The sequence below is a fragment of the Streptomyces albidicamelliae genome (assembly GCF_025642175.1).
GTDB lineage: Bacteria > Actinomycetota > Actinomycetes > Streptomycetales > Streptomycetaceae > Streptomyces > Streptomyces albidocamelliae.
Genome location: NZ_CP106795.1, coordinates 3,857,896 through 3,874,883 on the forward strand (window position 1 = coordinate 3,857,896; position 16,988 = coordinate 3,874,883).

14 protein-coding genes and 1 pseudogene are annotated in these 16,988 nt (G+C 72.0%); 6 read left to right on the top strand and 9 right to left on the bottom strand.

What is annotated here, in order from left to right:
* Positions 1-23 precede the first annotated feature (23 nt).
* Positions 24-941, top strand: coding sequence for a DUF3558 family protein (locus tag N8I86_RS17815; protein WP_107423875.1), 918 nt, complete (start codon positions 24-26; stop codon positions 939-941).
* A 118-nt stretch (positions 942-1,059) separates the two neighbouring features.
* Positions 1,060-2,321: pseudogene (locus N8I86_RS17820) on the top strand (DUF2637 domain-containing protein).
* 112 nt (positions 2,322-2,433) lie between these two features.
* Here N8I86_RS17820 and lysS read toward each other — a convergent pair.
* The gene (gene lysS, locus N8I86_RS17825; protein WP_073901799.1) at positions 2,434-4,173 is read right to left on the bottom strand and encodes a lysine--tRNA ligase; all 1,740 of its coding nucleotides are present in this window, start codon (positions 4,171-4,173) and stop codon (positions 2,434-2,436) included.
* 127 nt (positions 4,174-4,300) lie between these two features.
* Between lysS and argS the strand changes: the two genes are divergently transcribed.
* Both argS and N8I86_RS17835 read left to right on the top strand, forming a co-directional pair.
* A complete protein-coding gene (gene argS / locus N8I86_RS17830) occupies positions 4,301-6,070 on the top strand; it encodes an arginine--tRNA ligase (protein WP_073901798.1) in 1,770 nt (589 codons plus the stop codon).
* A gap of 106 nt (positions 6,071-6,176) precedes the next feature.
* Entirely contained in the window at positions 6,177-6,995 is an 819-nt protein-coding gene (locus tag N8I86_RS17835) for a DUF4253 domain-containing protein (RefSeq protein ID WP_073901797.1), read from the top strand.
* A 15-nt stretch (positions 6,996-7,010) separates the two neighbouring features.
* Here the strand turns inward: N8I86_RS17835 and N8I86_RS17840 are convergent, their stop codons facing one another.
* The gene (locus N8I86_RS17840) at positions 7,011-8,213 is read right to left on the bottom strand and encodes an aminotransferase-like domain-containing protein (protein WP_263278207.1); all 1,203 of its coding nucleotides are present in this window, start codon (positions 8,211-8,213) and stop codon (positions 7,011-7,013) included.
* A gap of 235 nt (positions 8,214-8,448) precedes the next feature.
* Between N8I86_RS17840 and N8I86_RS17845 the strand changes: the two genes are divergently transcribed.
* The gene (locus N8I86_RS17845) at positions 8,449-8,589 is read left to right on the top strand and encodes a hypothetical protein (RefSeq protein ID WP_263278208.1); all 141 of its coding nucleotides are present in this window, start codon (positions 8,449-8,451) and stop codon (positions 8,587-8,589) included.
* On the opposite strand, the gene hemB is transcribed toward N8I86_RS17845, so the two are convergent.
* From hemB to N8I86_RS17880, 7 genes are all read right to left on the bottom strand, one after another.
* Complete coding sequence (gene hemB, locus N8I86_RS17850; protein ID WP_263278209.1) at positions 8,579-9,583, bottom strand: porphobilinogen synthase; 1,005 nt, start codon at positions 9,581-9,583, stop codon at positions 8,579-8,581. The genes N8I86_RS17845 and hemB overlap by 11 nt on opposite strands.
* Positions 9,584-9,656: 73 nt before the next feature.
* Positions 9,657-10,061 (bottom strand): hypothetical protein, encoded by a 405-nt coding sequence (locus N8I86_RS17855; RefSeq protein WP_073901795.1) that lies wholly within the window; start codon positions 10,059-10,061, stop codon positions 9,657-9,659.
* Positions 10,062-10,188: 127 nt separating this feature from the next.
* A complete protein-coding gene (locus tag N8I86_RS17860; protein WP_073901794.1) occupies positions 10,189-11,898 on the bottom strand; it encodes a bifunctional uroporphyrinogen-III C-methyltransferase/uroporphyrinogen-III synthase in 1,710 nt (569 codons plus the stop codon).
* On the bottom strand, positions 11,895-12,854 hold the full coding sequence (gene hemC / locus N8I86_RS17865) for a hydroxymethylbilane synthase (protein WP_263278210.1): 960 nt from the start codon (positions 12,852-12,854) through the stop codon (positions 11,895-11,897). Before hemC ends, N8I86_RS17860 begins: the two co-directional genes overlap by 4 nt.
* On the bottom strand, positions 12,851-14,536 hold the full coding sequence (locus N8I86_RS17870) for a glutamyl-tRNA reductase (RefSeq protein WP_073901792.1): 1,686 nt from the start codon (positions 14,534-14,536) through the stop codon (positions 12,851-12,853). Before N8I86_RS17870 ends, hemC begins: the two co-directional genes overlap by 4 nt.
* Positions 14,533-15,312, bottom strand: a complete 780-nt coding sequence (locus tag N8I86_RS17875; RefSeq protein WP_073901791.1) for a redox-sensing transcriptional repressor Rex — start codon at positions 15,310-15,312, stop codon at positions 14,533-14,535. Before N8I86_RS17875 ends, N8I86_RS17870 begins: the two co-directional genes overlap by 4 nt.
* A gap of 279 nt (positions 15,313-15,591) precedes the next feature.
* A complete protein-coding gene (locus tag N8I86_RS17880; RefSeq protein ID WP_263278211.1) occupies positions 15,592-15,873 on the bottom strand; it encodes a glutaredoxin family protein in 282 nt (93 codons plus the stop codon).
* 128 nt (positions 15,874-16,001) lie between these two features.
* Between N8I86_RS17880 and N8I86_RS17885 the strand changes: the two genes are divergently transcribed.
* On the top strand, positions 16,002-16,931 hold the full coding sequence (locus tag N8I86_RS17885; RefSeq protein ID WP_073901790.1) for an HAD family hydrolase: 930 nt from the start codon (positions 16,002-16,004) through the stop codon (positions 16,929-16,931).
* Positions 16,932-16,988: the final 57 nt, after the last annotated feature.

The following is a 16,988-nucleotide window of genomic DNA, read 5'->3' on the forward strand; positions in this document are numbered from 1 at the left end:
CGAGCGTCACGAGTGAAGGAACCATGCAGCGAGCAGCCCAGCGAGACGTCCGTGTCCAGACTGACCAGCGAGCCAAGCGCCTTCGCCGTGCTCTTGTCTGCGCGGCAGCCGTCCCCGCGGTCCTGATCACCGCCGCCTGCTCCTCGGACTCGGGCGACTCCAAGGCCAAGGGCGACGAGGCGTCCGCCCAGCAGTCCGCGGGCGGCTCCGCGAAGCCGTCCGCCAGCGCCTCCCCGACGGTCGAGGCCGCGGCCTACAAGAAGCTGCCGGACGCGTGCGCGGTGCTGACGAAGAAGACCCTGGGCGATCTGGTACCGAAAGGCTCGGACTCGGCCAAGAAGGGCAATACGGACGATCCGTCGGCCCGCGCCTCCTGCGCCTGGAGCAGCCTGGACAACAACGGCGTCAAGGGCTCCCAGTTCCGCTGGCTGAACGTCTCCCTGCTCCGCTTCGACTCCGACACCGCCCGGGGCTCCGGCGACGCGCAGGCGCACACGTACTACACCCGGCAGCTCCGGGACGCCCAGGACGTGGACGGCGCGAAGAACGCCAAGGCCACCCCCCTGTCCGGCACGGGCGCGGAGGCGACGACGGTGCGCTACGACCTGAAGAAGAAGGAAGGCCTCTTCAAGCAGCAGACGGTCGTGGCCCGGGTCGAGAACGTCGTCGTCACCCTGGACTACAACGGCGCCGGTCTCGCCGGCGAGAAGACCCCGGACGCCGGTGACCTGACGAAGGCCGCGGAGAAGGCGCTCCGGGAGGCGGTCGCGTCCGTCTCGAAGGCCAACGGTGAAGGTTCCGGGCAGAGTTCGGACTCGAAGGGCTCGGCGTCCCCCTCCAAGGCGGCGTCCGGGTCCGCGTCGGCGTCGCCGTCGAAGTCCGCGTCCAAGGCGCCGTCCGGCGGCGCGTCCCCGTCCAAGTCGTCCGCCGCGAAGAACTGAGCGGAGGGCCCGTAAGGGCTGACCGGCACCACGTTCGCCGCACACGTGTGCCACTCTGTTGCGCGCAACAACACGCAATGGGAGGGGAGTACGAGTGGCAGCGCCACAGCTGACTCGGATGCACCGCGTTCTCATCGGCGTTGTCGTGTCCGGTGCGTTGATCATCGCCGGTATCGGCTTCGCCGGTTCGTACGCGGCCGTCCGTGAGCTGGCCATCAAGAAGGGCTTCGGGAACTTCTCGTATGTGTTCCCGATCGGCATCGACGCGGGCATCTGCGTCCTCCTCGCCCTCGACCTGCTCCTGACCTGGATCCGCATCCCGTTCCCGCTCCTGCGCCAGACGGCCTGGCTCCTGACGGCGGCGACGATCGCCTTCAACGGAGCCGCCGCCTGGCCGGACCCGCTGGGCGTGGGCATGCACGCGGTGATCCCGGTGCTCTTCGTGGTCGCCGTCGAGGCGGCCCGCCACGCCATCGGCCGGATCGCGGACATCACGGCCGACAAGCACATGGAGGGCGTCCGCATCACCCGCTGGCTGCTCTCGCCGGTCCCCACCTTCCTCCTGTGGCGCCGCATGAAGCTGTGGGAGCTGCGCTCCTACGACCAGGTGATCAAGCTGGAGCAGGAGCGTCTCGTCTACCAGGCGCGGCTGCGCTCCCGCTTCGGCCGCGCCTGGCGCCGCAAGGCTCCGGTGGAGTCGCTGATGCCGCTGCGCCTGGCCCGCTACGGCGTCCCGCTGGCGGAGACGGCCCCGGCGGCCTGGCGGCGGCGGGCATCGAACCGGCGGTGCTGCCGGTGGTCACGCGGCAGCCGCAGCTCGTGGCGTCCGACGCGGCCTCGGCGGCCGTGGACGGCCCCACGGGCGCGGGCGCCCGTGCCGGCGCGGGCGTGCCGATCCCGCGGCAGGCGGGGGCTCCCGGTCAGCAGCGCCCCGAGCCGCCGGTGGACGAGCAGAGCCCGTGGTTCCAGTCCCAGCGCGAGATCGAGTACCACGGCGGCTACGACCCCGCCTACGAACCGCCCCCCGAGGCGATGTACGAGCCCGAGGAGCAGTACGAGGACTGGTACGAGGAGCAGGTTCCGGAGCGGTTCCAGCAGCCCTCCCCGGAGGAGACCGGCAGCTTCCCGATCCCGGTGACCGCCCACCGCACCCGGGAGCTCGGCGAGGGCGGCGGCACGCCGGAGCCGGAGCCGACCGAGGAGGACTTCTACCTGGTCTTCCGCAAGTCGATCGACGGCAGCTATCCGACCGCCGCCCAGTTCAAGGACGACGTCGAGGCGACCTTCGGCGGGGTGCTGCCGAAGGGCGAGGCCGAACGGATGGTCAACCGCTTCACCAACCGCCACACCGCGGAACTCCAGGAGGACCACATCGCCTGAGGCCGTGCTTCCGGACGGGGAGGCAGGACACGGGCGACGCGACAGACAGAAGGACGGACGGAAGGGGCCCTCCGTGGTGGAGGGCCCCTTCTGTCTGCCGTCTGCCGTGCGCCTACTGCCCCAGCAGCTTGCGCACCCGGTCCTGCCCGACCGCCAGCAGCAGCGTGGGCAGCCGCGGCCCGGTGTCCCGTCCCACCAGCAGGTGGTAGAGCAGGGCGAAGAAGGTCCGCTGGGCCGTCTTGATCTCCGGCGGCAGCTCCTTGGGCGTGGCGTCGGCCGGGAAGCCGGCCTGCACCTTCGGCACGCCGTAGACCAGGTGGGTGAGCCCGTCCAGCGACCAGTGCTCGGCGAGCCCGTCGAGCAGCAGCCGCAGGGACTGCTGGGACGCCTCGTCGAGGGACTTCAGCAGCTCGGCGTCGGGCTCGTCGCGCACGATGGTCCGCTGGTCGGCGGGGACGTGCGTGTTGATCCAGGCCTCGGCGCGGTCGTAGCGCGGCCGTGCCTCGTCCAGGGAGCCGAGCGGCTGCTCCGGGTCCAGCTCGGAGAGGATGCGCAGGGCCTGGTCCTCGTGCCCGGCGGTGATGTCGGCGACGGACGCGAGCGTGCGGTACGGCAGCGGACGCGACGTCTTCGGCAGCTCACCGGCGGCGGTGCCGACGGCGCGGGTGTACGCGGCCACGTCACCCGGCAGGGCGGAACCGTCGGCGACCTTGGCCGCGAGCTTGTCCCACTCGTCGTAGAGCCGCTGGATCTCCTGGTCGAAGGCGATCTTGAAGGACTGGTTGGGCCGCCGGCGCGCGTACAGCCACCGCAGGATCTGCGGCTCCATGATCGTGAGCGCGTCCGCCGGGGTGGGCACGCCACCGCGCGAGGACGACATCTTCGCCATGCCGGAGATGCCGACGAAGGCGTACATCGGGCCGATCGGCTGCTTGCCGCCGAAGATGCCGACGATCTGGCCGCCGACCTGGAACGAGGAACCGGGCGAGGAGTGGTCGACCCCGCTCGGCTCGAAGATCACGCCCTCGTACGCCCACCGCATCGGCCAGTCGACCTTCCAGACCAGCTTGCCGCGGTTGAACTCGCTGAGCCGGACGGTCTCCGCGAAGCCGCACGCGGAGCAGGTGTACGCCAGCTCGGTGGTCTCGTCGTCGTACGAGGTGACCGTGGTCAGGTCCTTGCCGCAGCCGCCGCAGTACGGCTTGTACGGGAAGTACCCGGCGGAGCCGGAGCTGCCGTCGTCCTCGGCCGCGGCGCCCGAGCCCTCCTCGGCCTCCAGCTCGGCCTCGTCCACGGCCTTCTGCTGCTGCTTCTTCGGGGCCTTCTTCGTGCGGTACTGCGCGAGGATCGCGTCGATGTCGCCGCGGTGCCGCATGGCGTGCAGGACCTGCTCGCGGTAGACGCCCGAGGTGTACTGCTCGGTCTGGCTGATCCCGTCGAACTCGACGCCCAGCTCGGCGAGCGCCCGCACCATCACGGCCTTGAAGTGCTCGGCCCAGTTCGGGTACGCGGAGCCCTCGGGCGCCGGCACCGAGGTCAGCGGCTTGCCGATGTGCTCGGCCCAGGAGTCGTCGATGCCCGCGACACCGGCCGGGACCTTGCGGTACCGGTCGTAGTCGTCCCAGGAGATGAGGTGCCGGACCTGGTGGCCGCGGCGGCGGATCTCGTCGGCGACCAGGTGCGGGGTCATGACCTCGCGCAGGTTGCCGAGGTGGATGGGCCCGGACGGGGAGAGGCCGGACGCGACGACGACCGGTTTGCCCGGGGCCCGACGCTCCGACTCCTCGATGACCTCATCCGCGAAACGGGAGACCCAGTCGGTGGTCTCGGTGCTCTGAGCCACGATCGGCACGTCCTTCTTTCTGAACGGGGTGACACTCCATTCTCACAGACCGGCTTGCGCCAGCGAAAACGGCTTTACCCGCCGTGGGATACTGACCGGGTCTATCCACCCCACGAGGAGAACGGCACCCATTCCTATGGCCTCGGTCACGTCCCTCAGCGATTCCGTCCAGCAGCACCTCGCGTCCGCCCTCTCGGCCACCCTGCCGGAGGCCGCCGGCGCGGACCCGCTGCTGCGACGAAGCGACCGGGCCGACTTCCAGGCCAACGGCATCCTGGCGCTGGCCAAGAAGGCGAAGGCCAACCCCAGGGAGCTGGCGACCCAGGTCGTCTCCCAGGTGGTGGCGGGTGACGTGATCAAGGACGTCGAGGTCTCCGGCCCCGGCTTCCTGAACATCACGATCGCGGACAGGGCGATCACCGAGAACCTCGCCGCGCGGTACGCGGACGAGACCGGCCGCCTCGGGGTGCCGTACGCCGGGCACCCCGGCACGACGGTGATCGACTACGCGCAGCCGAACGTGGCCAAGGAGATGCACGTCGGCCACCTGCGGTCGGCGGTGATCGGCGACGCGGTGGTGCAGCTGCTGGAGTTCACCGGCGAGAACGTGGTGCGCCGCCACCACATCGGCGACTGGGGCACCCAGTTCGGCATGCTCATCCAGTACCTGGACGAGCACCCGCACGAGCTGGACCACAAGGACGCCCAGGTGACCGGCGAGGAGGCGATGTCGAACCTCGACCGCCTCTACAAGGCCGCGCGGGGGAAGTTCGACTCCGACGAGGAGTTCAAGACGCGCGCCCGCCGCCGGGTGGTGGACCTCCAGGCCGGCGACCCGCAGACGCTCGCCATGTGGCAGAAGTTCGTGGACGAGTCGAAGATCTACTTCTTCTCCGTCTTCGAGAAGCTGGACATGGAGATCCAGGACCCCGACATCGTCGGCGAGTCCGGTTACAACGACATGCTGGCCGACACCTGCCGGATGCTGGAGGAGTCGGGTGTCGCCGTCCGCTCCGAGGGCGCGCTGTGCGTGTTCTTCGAGGACGTCAAGGGCCCCGACGGCAAGCCGGTGCCGCTGATCGTGCAGAAGTCGGACGGCGGCTACGGCTACGCGGCCACGGACCTGTCCGCGATCCGCGACCGCGTCTTCAACCTGAAGGCGAGCACGCTGCTGTACGTGGTGGACGCCCGCCAGGCCCTGCACTTCAAGATGGTCTTCGAGACCGCCCGCCGGGCCGGCTGGCTGAACGACGACGTCAAGGCGCACCAGCTGGCCTTCGGCACGGTCCTCGGCAAGGACGGCAAGCCGTTCAAGACGCGCGCCGGTGAGACGGTCAAGCTCCAGGACCTGCTGGACGAGGCCGTCGAGCGGGCCACCGCCGTCGTCCGCGAGAAGGCCGAGAAAGTCGGTCTGACGGAGCAGGAGATCACCGAGAACGGCCGCTACGTCGGTATCGGCGCGGTGAAGTACGCGGACCTGTCGACCTCCGCGGTCCGGGACTACAAGTTCGACCTGGACCAGATGGTCTCGCTGAACGGCGACACGTCCGTCTACCTCCAGTACGCGTACGCCCGGGTCCAGTCCATCCTGCGCAAGGCGGGCGAGGCACGTCCGGCCGCCCACCCGGAGCTGGAACTGGCCCCAGCGGAGCGCGCGCTCGGCCTGCACCTGGACCAGTTCGCGGAGACGGTCCTGGAGGTCGCGGCGGACTACGAGCCGCACAAGCTGGCCGCGTACCTGTACCAGCTGGCGTCGCTGCTCACGACCTTCTACGACCAGTGCCCGGTCCTGAAGGCCGACACCGCGGAGCAGGTGGAGAACCGCCTCTTCCTGGTCGACCTCACCGCCCGCACCCTGCACCGGGGCATGGCCCTGCTGGGCATCAGGACCCCCGAGAAGCTCTGACGCGCGGGCCTTCCGGGGGCCGTGGAGCACACCGCCACGGCATCCCGGGGGGCTGTCCCGGTGGGCGCCAACGGCGTTGTCAGTGGGGGCGTTTACAGTCAGCGGCATGGCGACTCTTCCCAACCCGCTGCCCCGGCTGGCCACCGACCCCAGCGGGCGTTCCCTGGGGCTGCAACTGCCGCCCGGCAGGCTGTTCGACCTGGCCCACGACGGGCCGTGGCACGAACCGCTGCTGTGGTATGCGGAGAAGCCGGCCGCGCCGGGGACCTGGAAGGCCCTCGGCGCCCCGGCGTCCCGCATCGGCCTGCTGCCGGTGCTGGTGGACCTGAGCGATTCGTCCGGCAGCCTCCAGGACTGGGTGTTCCTGCCCGGCGAGACGTCCTACCCGGGCGACCACGACGCCGAGGACGTCCTCGCGGAGTACTGGGAGGAGGAGGCGGCCTACGACGAAGCCGCCGAGGACCTCGCCCCCTTCGGGCGGCAGTGGCCCGGTCTGGCACCGGCCGGCGCCCTCTCCGCCGACCCTGACACCCGCGCCGCGCAGGTCGCCGACGCACTGAAGAGCGGCCGGGACGCCGAGATCGAGGAGGCGCACCTCGCCCTGGTCCCCGCGCGCCGGTCCGCCGACATCCCGGCGGCCGTCGGCTGGACCGGCCCGGTGAACTACGAGGCGGACGTGGCCCGTCTCTGCGCGGTGCTGCGTTCCTGGGAGGACCGGTTCGGCATACGGGTCGTGGCCCTCGGTCCGGACACCCTGATCGTCTCGGTCGCCGCTCCGCCGACCACCCAGGAGGCCGCCGAGGCCGTGGCGGCGGAGCACTTCGCGTTCTGCCCGGACACCGCTCCGGAGGACGGGCCGGCTCCGCTGCGCGCCTACGCCAAGGACCTCGTCGGCAGCCACACCTGGACCTTCTGGTGGGACTGACGCCCGCCCGCGCGCTCAGCCGCTGAGACCCCGGCCCAGCCTGCGCAGCCCCTCCGCTATCTCCTCCGGCGTCTGGGTGACGAAGCAGAGCCGGAGCGTGGAGCGGTCGGGTTCCCCGGCGTAGAAGGGCGCGCCTGGGACGTAGGCGACGTTCTGCTCCACCACCCGCGGCAGCAGGTCGACCGTGTCGTAGGCCTCCGGCAGGCGTGCCCAGAGGAACATGCCGCCCTCGGGCCGGCTCCAGCGCGAGCCGGTCGGCAGGGCGCCGGGAAGACCCGTCAGCATGGCGTCCCGGCGGGCTCCGTACGCGGCCCGCACCCGCTCCACATGGGCGTCGAGCACACCCAGGTAGCGGGCGGCGGCGAGCTGGTTGAGGGTGGGTGTGTGCAGGTCGGCCGCCTGCTTGGCGACCGCGCACGCCCGGCGCAGCACGGCGGGCGCGCGCAGCCAGCCCAGGCGCAGGCCGGGGGCCATCACCTTGGAGAACGAACCGAGCAGGACGCTCCGGTCACCGGCGCCGGGGAACGACGCGATCCAGGGGACGCGCTCGCCGTCGTAGCGGAGTTCGCCGTAGGGGTCGTCCTCGACGATCCACACGCCCTGCCGGGCGGCCACGGCGGCGATCGCCTCGCGGCGCCGCGCAGGCATCGTCCGGCCGGTGGGGTTCTGGAAGGTGGGCACGAGGTAGAGGAGCTTCGGGCGCTCGCGGCGGACGGCCCGCGCCAGGGCCTCGGGATCCACCCCGTCCTCGTCGCCGGGCACGGCCACGACCCGGGCTCCGGCCAGCCCGAAGACCTGAAGTGCCGCGAGATAGCAGGGGTCTTCGACCAGGACGGTGTCGCCGGGTTCGAGCAACGCGGTCGCCAGCAGGGACAGGGCCTGCTGGGACCCGGTGGTGATCAGCAGGTCGTCGGCCGCGGTCGGCAGTCCCTGGGCGGTGATCCGGGAGGCCAGCGCGGCCCGGAGCGCCGGCTCGCCCTCGGTGGTGGAGTACTGCAGCGCCCGGGCCGGGGTCTCGGCCAGCACGTCCCGGAACGCGGCGGCTATGCCCTCCCGGTCGAAGAGTTCCGGTGCCGGGAGGCCGCCGGCGAAGTTGATGACCTCGGGGCGCGCGGTGACCGCGAGGATGTCCCGCACGGGCGAGCCGCCCACACTGCGGGCGCGCTCGGCGAGCGGCGGGACGGGCGCGGTGGGCGGTGCCGGCTCGGTGACGGTCATGGCGCGGCTCTCCTCGGCTCGGTGGATCGTCTCCGTCCGGAGCATAGGGAGTTGCATGTCGAATACACCGATAATTCCGGGATCCGGACACCGCCGTACGGCCGCTCAGTGCTCGGTCGTCCCCTCCTCGCCCCAACCCGATCCCGGCGACCGGTCGAGCGGCCCGCGTGCCCCCAACTGCCTGGAAGAGGAACCGGCATGCGTACGCGCCGTACCAAGAGGGGAAGCCGGCGGCGTGGCCTTCCAGGGCCGCACCCCGGACAGCGACGGCGGTCCCGCGGCGACGCCGTCCCTGCCCGCGAAGGGCGTCCACTGCGACAGCTCGCCGCAGGTGACCTACTGGCAGCAGAACAGGGAGGACGCCCTCAGCCGGTGAAAGTGCGCAGCTTCTGGGCCGCCTCGGTGGCCCAGTAGGTGAGGATGTTCCGCGCCCCGGCCCGCTTGATGCCGGTCAGGGTCTCGAAGATGGCCCGGTCCCGTTCCAGCCAGCCCTTCTCGGCGGCGGCCTCGATCATCGAGTACTCGCCGGAGATCTGGTAGGCGGCGACCGGCACGTCCACGGCGTCCGCGACCCGGGCGAGGATGTCCAGGTACGGTCCGGCCGGCTTGACCATGACCATGTCGGCGCCCTCGACGAGGTCCAGCTCCAGCTCCCGCAGCGACTCGCGCCAGTTCGCCGGGTCCTGCTGGTAGGTCTTGCGGTCGCCCTGGAGCGAGGACCCGACGGCCTCGCGGAAGGGGCCGTAGAAGGCGGAGGAGTACTTCGCGGTGTAGGCGAGGATCGCCACGTCCTCGCGGCCGATCTGGTCGAGCGCGTCGCGGACGACGCCGATCTGACCGTCCATCATCCCGCTGGGGCCCACGACATGGGCTCCGGCGTCGGCCTGCACCTGGGCCATCTCGGCGTACCGCTCCAGGGTGGCGTCGTTGTCGACGCGGCCCTCGGCGTCCAGCACCCCGCAGTGCCCGTGGTCGGTGAACTCGTCGAGGCACAGGTCCGACATGACGAGCAGGTCGTCGCCGACCTCGGCCCGCACGTCGCGCAGCGCCACCTGGAGGATCCCGTCCGGGTCGGTACCGACGGTGCCCTGGGCGTCCTTCTTCGACTCCTCCGGCACACCGAACAGCATGATCCCGGAGACCCCGGCCTCCACGGCCTCCAGCGCGGCCTTCTTCAGGCTGTCCCGGGTGTGCTGCACGACACCGGGCATCGCCGAGATCGGCACCGGCTCGGAGACGCCCTCCCGGACGAACGCCGGAAGGATGAAGTCGGCGGGGTGCAGCCGTGTCTCGGCGACCATCCGCCGCATGACGGGCGAGGTCCGCAGCCGCCGGGGTCGCGTACCGGGGAAGGATCCGTACTTCGTCATGCCCTCTACGCTACGCCCGCGCGGGGTGCGCCTTTGCCGACGCGGCGTCGGCGCACGGCCGCCGCGGGGCGGCTCACCACAGCCGGGCGCCGGCCCCGCCGAGCCGGGCGTGCCAGGCGCGCATCCGCGCCCCGGCACCGGCGTTGAGGACCTGGTCGACCGCTCCCCCGGCCGCGGGCGACGAGGCCCCGAAGGCGCTCACCGCGGCCCGCTGCTCGGGACTCGGCACCGGAGACATGCCACCGCCCCGCCCGACCAGGGCGTACCGCTTCCCGCGGACGGTGATCAGCAGGGTCCCGAGCCGGGTGAGCCGGCCCTCGACCTCCCGGGGATCGCCCTGGACGACGACCTGCCCGTCCCGGTCCTCGGCCCGCAGCTCACCGGGGAACAGGCTCAGCACCACGGGCACGCAACGCGCCCCGTTCCACAGGCTCCGCCGCCAGTAGACGATCTCCGCGTACCCGGCGTACTCGCTCATGCGCCCGATCATGGCATGCACACAACCCGCCCCGGGAGGCGCCGGGGGCGGACGGCGAAAGGCGGGACGCGCCTGCACGACACGTCCCGCCTCCTCATCGCCTCAGGGCCTCACGGCCGCCCGGCGCTCACGTCGTCGACCGCCGCCTGCGCGCTCCCGGCCGGCGCTCGCTGGGCCGGGTCACCGGGTCGCCCGCCTCCAGTGCGGCAGCACGGCGCTTCCTGCCGAAGTCGGCCAGCGCCTCCGCCAGCTTGTGCACGGACGGCTCGGGGGCCATCACGTCCACCCGCAGGCCGTGCTCCTCGGCGGTCTTGGCGGTGGCCGGGCCGATGCAGGCGATCACCGTCACGTTGTGCGGCTTGCCCGCGATGCCGACCAGGTTCCGGACCGTGGACGAGGACGTGAAGAGGACCGCGTCGAAGCCGCCGCCCTTGATCGCCTCGCGGGTGTCCGCCGGGGGCGGCGACGCGCGGACCGTCCGGTAGGCGGTCACGTCGTCGACCTCCCAGCCCAGCTCGATCAGGCCGGCCACCAGGGTCTCGGTGGCGATGTCGGCACGCGGCAGGAAGACACGGTCGATCGGGTCGAAGACCGGGTCGTACGGCGGCCAGTCCTCCAGCAGACCCGCGGCGGACTGCTCCCCGCTCGGCACCAGGTCCGGCTTCACGCCGAAGGCGATCAGCGCCTTGGCCGTCTGCTCACCGACCGCAGCCACCTTGATACCCGCAAAAGCCCGAGCGTCAAGGCCGTACTCCTCGAACTTCTCCCGGACCGCCTTCACCGCGTTGACCGACGTGAAGGCGATCCACTCGTAGCGCCCCGTGACCAGGCCCTTGACCGCCCGCTCCATCTGCTGGGGGGTGCGCGGCGGCTCCACCGCGATCGTCGGGACCTCGTGCGGCACGGCGCCGTAGGACCGCAGCTGGTCGGAGAGCGACGCCGCCTGCTCCTTCGTGCGCGGCACGAGCACCTTCCAGCCGAACAGCGGCTTGGACTCGAACCACGACAGCTGGTCGCGCTGGGCGGCGGCGGAACGCTCGCCGACCACGGCTATCACCGGCCGGCCGCCGTCCGGCGACGGCAGCACCTTCGCCTGCTTCAGCGTCTGCGCGATCGTGCCGAGCGTCGCCGTCCAGGTGCGCTGGCGGGTCGTCGTACCGGCGACCGTGACCGTCAGCGGGGTGTCCGGCTTGCGGCCCGCCGAGACCAGCTCGCCGGCCGCGGCGGCCACGGAGTCCAGCGTCGTCGAGACGACCACCGTGCCGTCCGAGGCGCCCACCTCCGTCCAGCAGCGGTCGGAGGCGGTACGGGCGTCCACGAACCGGACGTCCGCACCCTGCGCGTCGCGCAGCGGCACACCGGCGTACGCGGGCACGCCGACCGCGGCGGCCACACCGGGCACGACCTCGAAGGGCACACCGGCGGCGACGCAGGCGAGCATTTCCTCGGCCGCGTACGTATCAAGACCCGGGTCCCCGGACACCGCACGGACGACCCGCCTGCCGCCCCGCGCGGCCTCCATGACAAGATGAGCGGCATCCCGGGCAGGGGCCGGGGCAGCGGCGGTGGTTGACGTGCCGTCAACGACCGTGAGCTGCGGCGTGCCCGTGCCCGGCGGCGAGACCGAGGAGGGGTCGGCGTCCGTCGTCACGACGGAGACGCCCTGCCGGGCGTGCGTCCGGATGACGTCGAGCACCTCGTGCTCGGCGACCAGGACGTCCGCGTTCGACAGCGCCTCCACGGCGCGCAGAGTCAGCAGTCCCGGATCCCCGGGTCCGGCACCGAGGAAGGTGACGTGCCCGTGTTCGAGGCCGGCGGGAAGGGTGGTGGGGCTCACTGTGCTCGCTCCCCCATCAGACCGGCCGCGCCCTGGGCGAGCATCTCGGTGGCGAGTTCGCGACCGAGTGCCATCGCCTGCTCATGCGTCTGGGGCACGGAACCGGTGGTGGACAGCTGCACCGTGCGGGTGCCGTCGGTCGTGCCGACGGCGCCGCGCAGGCGCATTTCCTTGACAATCTGCCCGTCGGTCAGAAGGTCGGCCAGCGCGCCCACAGGGGCGCTGCAGCCGGCCTCGAGGGCGGCGAGCAGGGACCGTTCGGCGGTCACGGCGACCCGGGTGAACGGGTCGTCGAGCTCGCCGAGCGCCGCGATCAGGTCCGCGTTGTCCGCGGCACACTCGATCGCCAGTGCCCCCTGGCCGGGGGCGGGCAAAACCGTGTCGACCGACAGGAAGTCGGTCACCTCGTCGATCCGGCCTATCCGGTTCAGTCCGGCGGCGGCCAGCACGACCGCGTCCAGTTCGCCGTCGCGGACGTACCGGATGCGGGTGTCCACGTTGCCGCGGATCGCGACCGTCTCGATGTCCAGCGCGTGCGCGCGGGCGTACGCGTTCAGCTGCGCCATCCGGCGCGGTGAACCCGTGCCGATGCGGGCGCCCCGCGGCAGGTCGGTGAACTTGAGCGCGTCCCGGGCGACGATCACGTCCCGCGGGTCCTCGCGCACCGGCACGGCGGCCAGGGCGAGTTCCGCGGGCTGGGCGGTCGGGAGGTCCTTGAGCGAATGAACCGCGAAGTCGACCTCGCCCCTGACCAGCGCGTCGCGCAGCGCCGTGACGAAGACGCCCGTGCCGCCGATCTGCGCCAGCGCCTCGCGGGAGACATCGCCGTAGGTGGTGATCTCGACCAGCTCGACGGGCCGGCCGGTCACCCGGCGGACGGCCTCCGCCACCTGCCCGGACTGGGCCATGGCGAGCTTGCTGCGCCTCGTCCCCAGTCTCAGTGCCTTGTCAGTCATGCCGGTCGGTCCTTCTTGTCTGTGCTGTCCACGGCCCGGGAGACGGAGGCGACCGTCTCGGGGTCGAGGTCGAACAAGGTGCGCAGCGCGTCCGCGTACCCGGCGCCGCCGGGCTCGGCCGCGAGCTGCTTGATCCGTACGGTCGGCGCGTGCAGCAGTTTGTCGACGACGCGGTGCACGGCCTGCCGGATCTCCCCGCGCTGGCGTTCGTCCAGGTCGGGCAGGCGGCCGTCGAGCCGTGCGATCTCACCGGCGACGACGTCGGCGGCCATGGTGCGCAGCGCGACCACGGTCGGCGTGATGTGCGCCGCCCGCTGGGCCGCCCCGAAGGCCGCGACCTCGTCGGAGACGATACGCCGGACCAGGTCCACGTCGGTCGCCATCGGCGCGTCCGCCGACGCCTCGGCCAGCGACTCGATGTCCACCAGGCGCACCCCGGCCAGCCGGTGCACGGCCGCGTCGATGTCGCGGGGCATGGCCAGGTCGAGGAGGAAGAAGGAGGGCGCCGGACGCGGGATCCCCGCGGCCGGTTCGGGCCTGCGGCGCTCGGGGATGCGGCCGACGGTGGCGGCGGTCGCGGCGAGCGCGGTGATCAGTTCGGCGTCCGCCTCGGGCGTACGGCGTTCCCGGCGGTCCACGGTGGCGCCGGCGACCCAGGCCGCGTGCTGCTCCAGGGTGGCCGCGTCCAGGCCGGCCACGGCCGCCTCGCCCATGACGGAGAAGCCGGGCTGCGCGGCGGCCAGGTCCAGCGGGCAGTTCTCGTCGGCGCCGGCGGCAGGCAGGGCCTTGCCGTGCGGGGTCGCGGGGGCGGTGTCGGCGAGCTCGGCGGCGGGCTGCCCGGTGCGGCCCTCGACCGCCTGGGCGACCGCCTCCGCCGTGAGCACCAGGCCCGTCGCCCCGGTACAGGAGACGACCACGTCGGCACGTGTCAGCTCACCCGGCACCGCGTCCATGGGCACCGCACGGGCGGCCACGGCGGTGTCGTCGCCCTCGGTGAGGATCTGGGCGAGCCGCTCGGCGCGCTCGACCGTGCGGTTGGCGACGACGATCTCGGCGACCCCGGCCCGCGCGAGCGTGGCGGCGGCCAGCGACGACATCGAGCCGGCCCCGATGACCAGCGCCTTCTTGCCCTGGGCCCAGACGCCGACGTCCGTGCCGACGGCCAGCTGCTCCAGACCGAAGGTGACCAGGGACTGCCCGGCGCGGTCGATCCCGGTCTCGGAGTGGGCGCGCTTGCCGACCCGCAGGCCCTGCTGGAACAGGTCGTTCAGCAGCCGTCCGGCGGTGTGCAGGTCCTGCGCCCGGGCCAGGGAGTCCTTGATCTGGCCGAGGATCTGCCCCTCGCCGACGACCATCGAGTCCAGCCCGCAGGCCACCGAGAACAGGTGGTGGGCGGCCCGGTCCTCGTAGTGGACGTAGAGGTAGGGGGTGAGCTCCTCCAGGCCGACGCCGCTGTGCTGCGCGAGCAGGGTGGACAGCTCGGCGACACCGGCGTGGAACTTGTCCACGTCGGCGTAGAGCTCGATGCGGTTGCAGGTGGCGAGCACCGCGGCCTCGGTGGCGGGCTCGGCGGCGACCGTGTCCTGCAGCAGCTTCGTCTGGGCGTCCGCGGCCAGCGCGGCCCGCTCCAGCACGCTGACCGGGGCACTGCGGTGGCTGAGTCCGACGACGAGAAGGCTCATGCCGGCATCACGGCGGGTACGTCCCCGTCGGGTCCCTGGTCGGTGGAGTCGTCGGCGGCGGCCGTGCCGCGGGGAGCGGCGGCGGGCAGGGCGCCGGTACCGGCCGCGGTCTCCTCGCCGGCCTTGCGCTGCTCGTGGAACGCGAGGATCTGCAGCTCGATGGAGAGGTCGACCTTGCGCACGTCGACCCCGTCCGGGACGGACAGCACGGTCGGCGCGAAGTTCAGGATGGAGGTGACCCCGGCGGCCACGAGCCGGTCGCAGACGGGCTGGGCGGCACCGGCGGGGGTGGCGATGACGCCGATGGACACCCCGTTGTCCTTGATGATCTTTTCGAGCTCGTCCGTGTGCTGGACGGGGATGCCGGCGACGGGCTTCCCGGCCATGGCCGGGTCGGCGTCGATCAGCGCGGCCACCCGGAAGCCGCGGGAGGCGAACCCGCCGTAATTGGCCAGAGCGGCGCCGAGGTTACCGATACCGACGATCACGACGGGCCAGTCCTGGGTCAGGCCGAGCTCGCGGGAGATCTGGTAGACGAGGTACTCCACGTCGTAGCCGACACCGCGCGTTCCGTAGGAACCCAGGTAGGAGAAGTCCTTGCGCAGCTTGGCGGAATTGACCCCCGCCGCCGCGGCCAGCTCCTCGGAGGAGACCGTGGGTACCGAGCGCTCGGACAGGGCCGTCAGGGCTCGGAGGTACAGCGGAAGCCTGGCGACGGTGGCCTCGGGAATCCCTCGGCTACGGGTCGCCGGTCGGTGTGTTCGGCCAGTTGCCACGGTGCTCCTGCGGGTAGAGCGGGGCTCTGGGCGGTCATACGTCCCCGGACCGCCCCGTCGACAGCAGGCTATGTCTTTGTGAACGCGTGCACAAAGATGGTGTCCGATTTGCCCGGCAGAAGTGACCGGGGTCACGCGGCTTCCGCACCCTTGGCGGGAACCGGCGTCTACGCACCGAGGTTCCTTCGTTACTGGGGGCAAAACCGGACACTCTCCTCACGAATCCCGCCCCCGAGACCTAACCGCCATCGATCCTAAGCGACTTTTCGGGGATTTGTACTAGTCGGTCAGTGCCCGGCGCAGTCGCTCCTCGCTCACGCGCCAGAAGGTGTGCTGTTCACCATCGATCAGTACGACCGGAATCTGCTCCCAGTACCGGTCGTGCAGCTCCCGGTCCTCGGTGATGTCCCGCCGCTCCCAGGACACACCGAGTTCTCCGCAGACCTTGTCGACCACGAGTTCGGCGTCGTCGCACAGGTGGCAGCCGGGCTTGCGGACGAGGGTGACCAGCCGCGCACGGGGCTCGGCCTTACGTCGGAAGAGGGGACTCATACCGGCCATTCTCTCGCGCCCGACACCGCCGTACCGGTCGTCTTCGTGCAGTTCTTTAACGGATCGGTCGCGGAGAGTTCACACCCTTCCAACCTCTCGACTCCGGAAGCACCGAACGGACTGGCTATGCTCACGCCATGGCCGCTCTCGGATGGCTCACTCCCCGTAGGCGCTCCGCCACGGCGCGGAGCGTGTTGGCAGGCGAGGCCTCGGCGGAGGCTGCCCGCAAGTCCTCGCAGGAGGCGCCGCCGACCCCGCAGGCCGCCGAATTGGAACCCGAGTTCCCGGTGATCGGCGACGACCGGGCGGCCGCCTTCTTCGACCTCGACAACACCGTCATGCAGGGCGCCGCGCTGTTCCACTTCGGCCGCGGCCTGTACAAGCGGAAGTTCTTCGAGACGCGCGACCTCGCCCGGTTCGCCTGGCAGCAGGCCTGGTTCCGGCTCGCCGGAGTCGAGGACCCGGAGCACATGCAGGACGCCCGCGACTCGGCGCTGTCCATCGTCAAGGGCCACCGCGTCGCCGAGCTCCAGACGATCGGCGAGGAGATCTACGACGAGTACATGGCCGACCGCATCTGGCCGGGCACCCGGGCCCTCGCCCAGGCCCACCTGGACGCGGGCCAGAAGGTGTGGCTCGTCACGGCGGCCCCGGTGGAGATCGCCCAGGTCATCGCCCGCCGCCTCGGTCTGACCGGCGCGCTCGGCACGGTCGCGGAGTCCGTCGACGGCGTCTACACCGGCAAGCTGGTCGGCGAGCCGCTGCACGGTCCGGCGAAGGCCGAGGCGGTCCGCGCGCTGGCCTCGGCGGAGGGGCTCGACCTCTCCCGCTGCGCCGCCTACAGCGACAGCCACAACGACATCCCCATGCTGTGCCTGGTCGGCCACCCCTACGCGATCAACCCGGACGCCAAGCTGCGCCGGCACGCGCGCGAACAGGACTGGCGCCTGCGGGACTACCGGACGGGCCGCAAGGCGGCCAAGGTCGGCATCCCCGCGGCGGCCGGCGTCGGCGCGGTCGCGGGCGGCACGGCGGCGGCGATCGCCCTGAGCCGGCGGCGCCGGTAGCGGCCGCACGGCCGCCCGTCCCCCGCTCCCGCCCCACACTCCCTCAGTTCCCGTGCC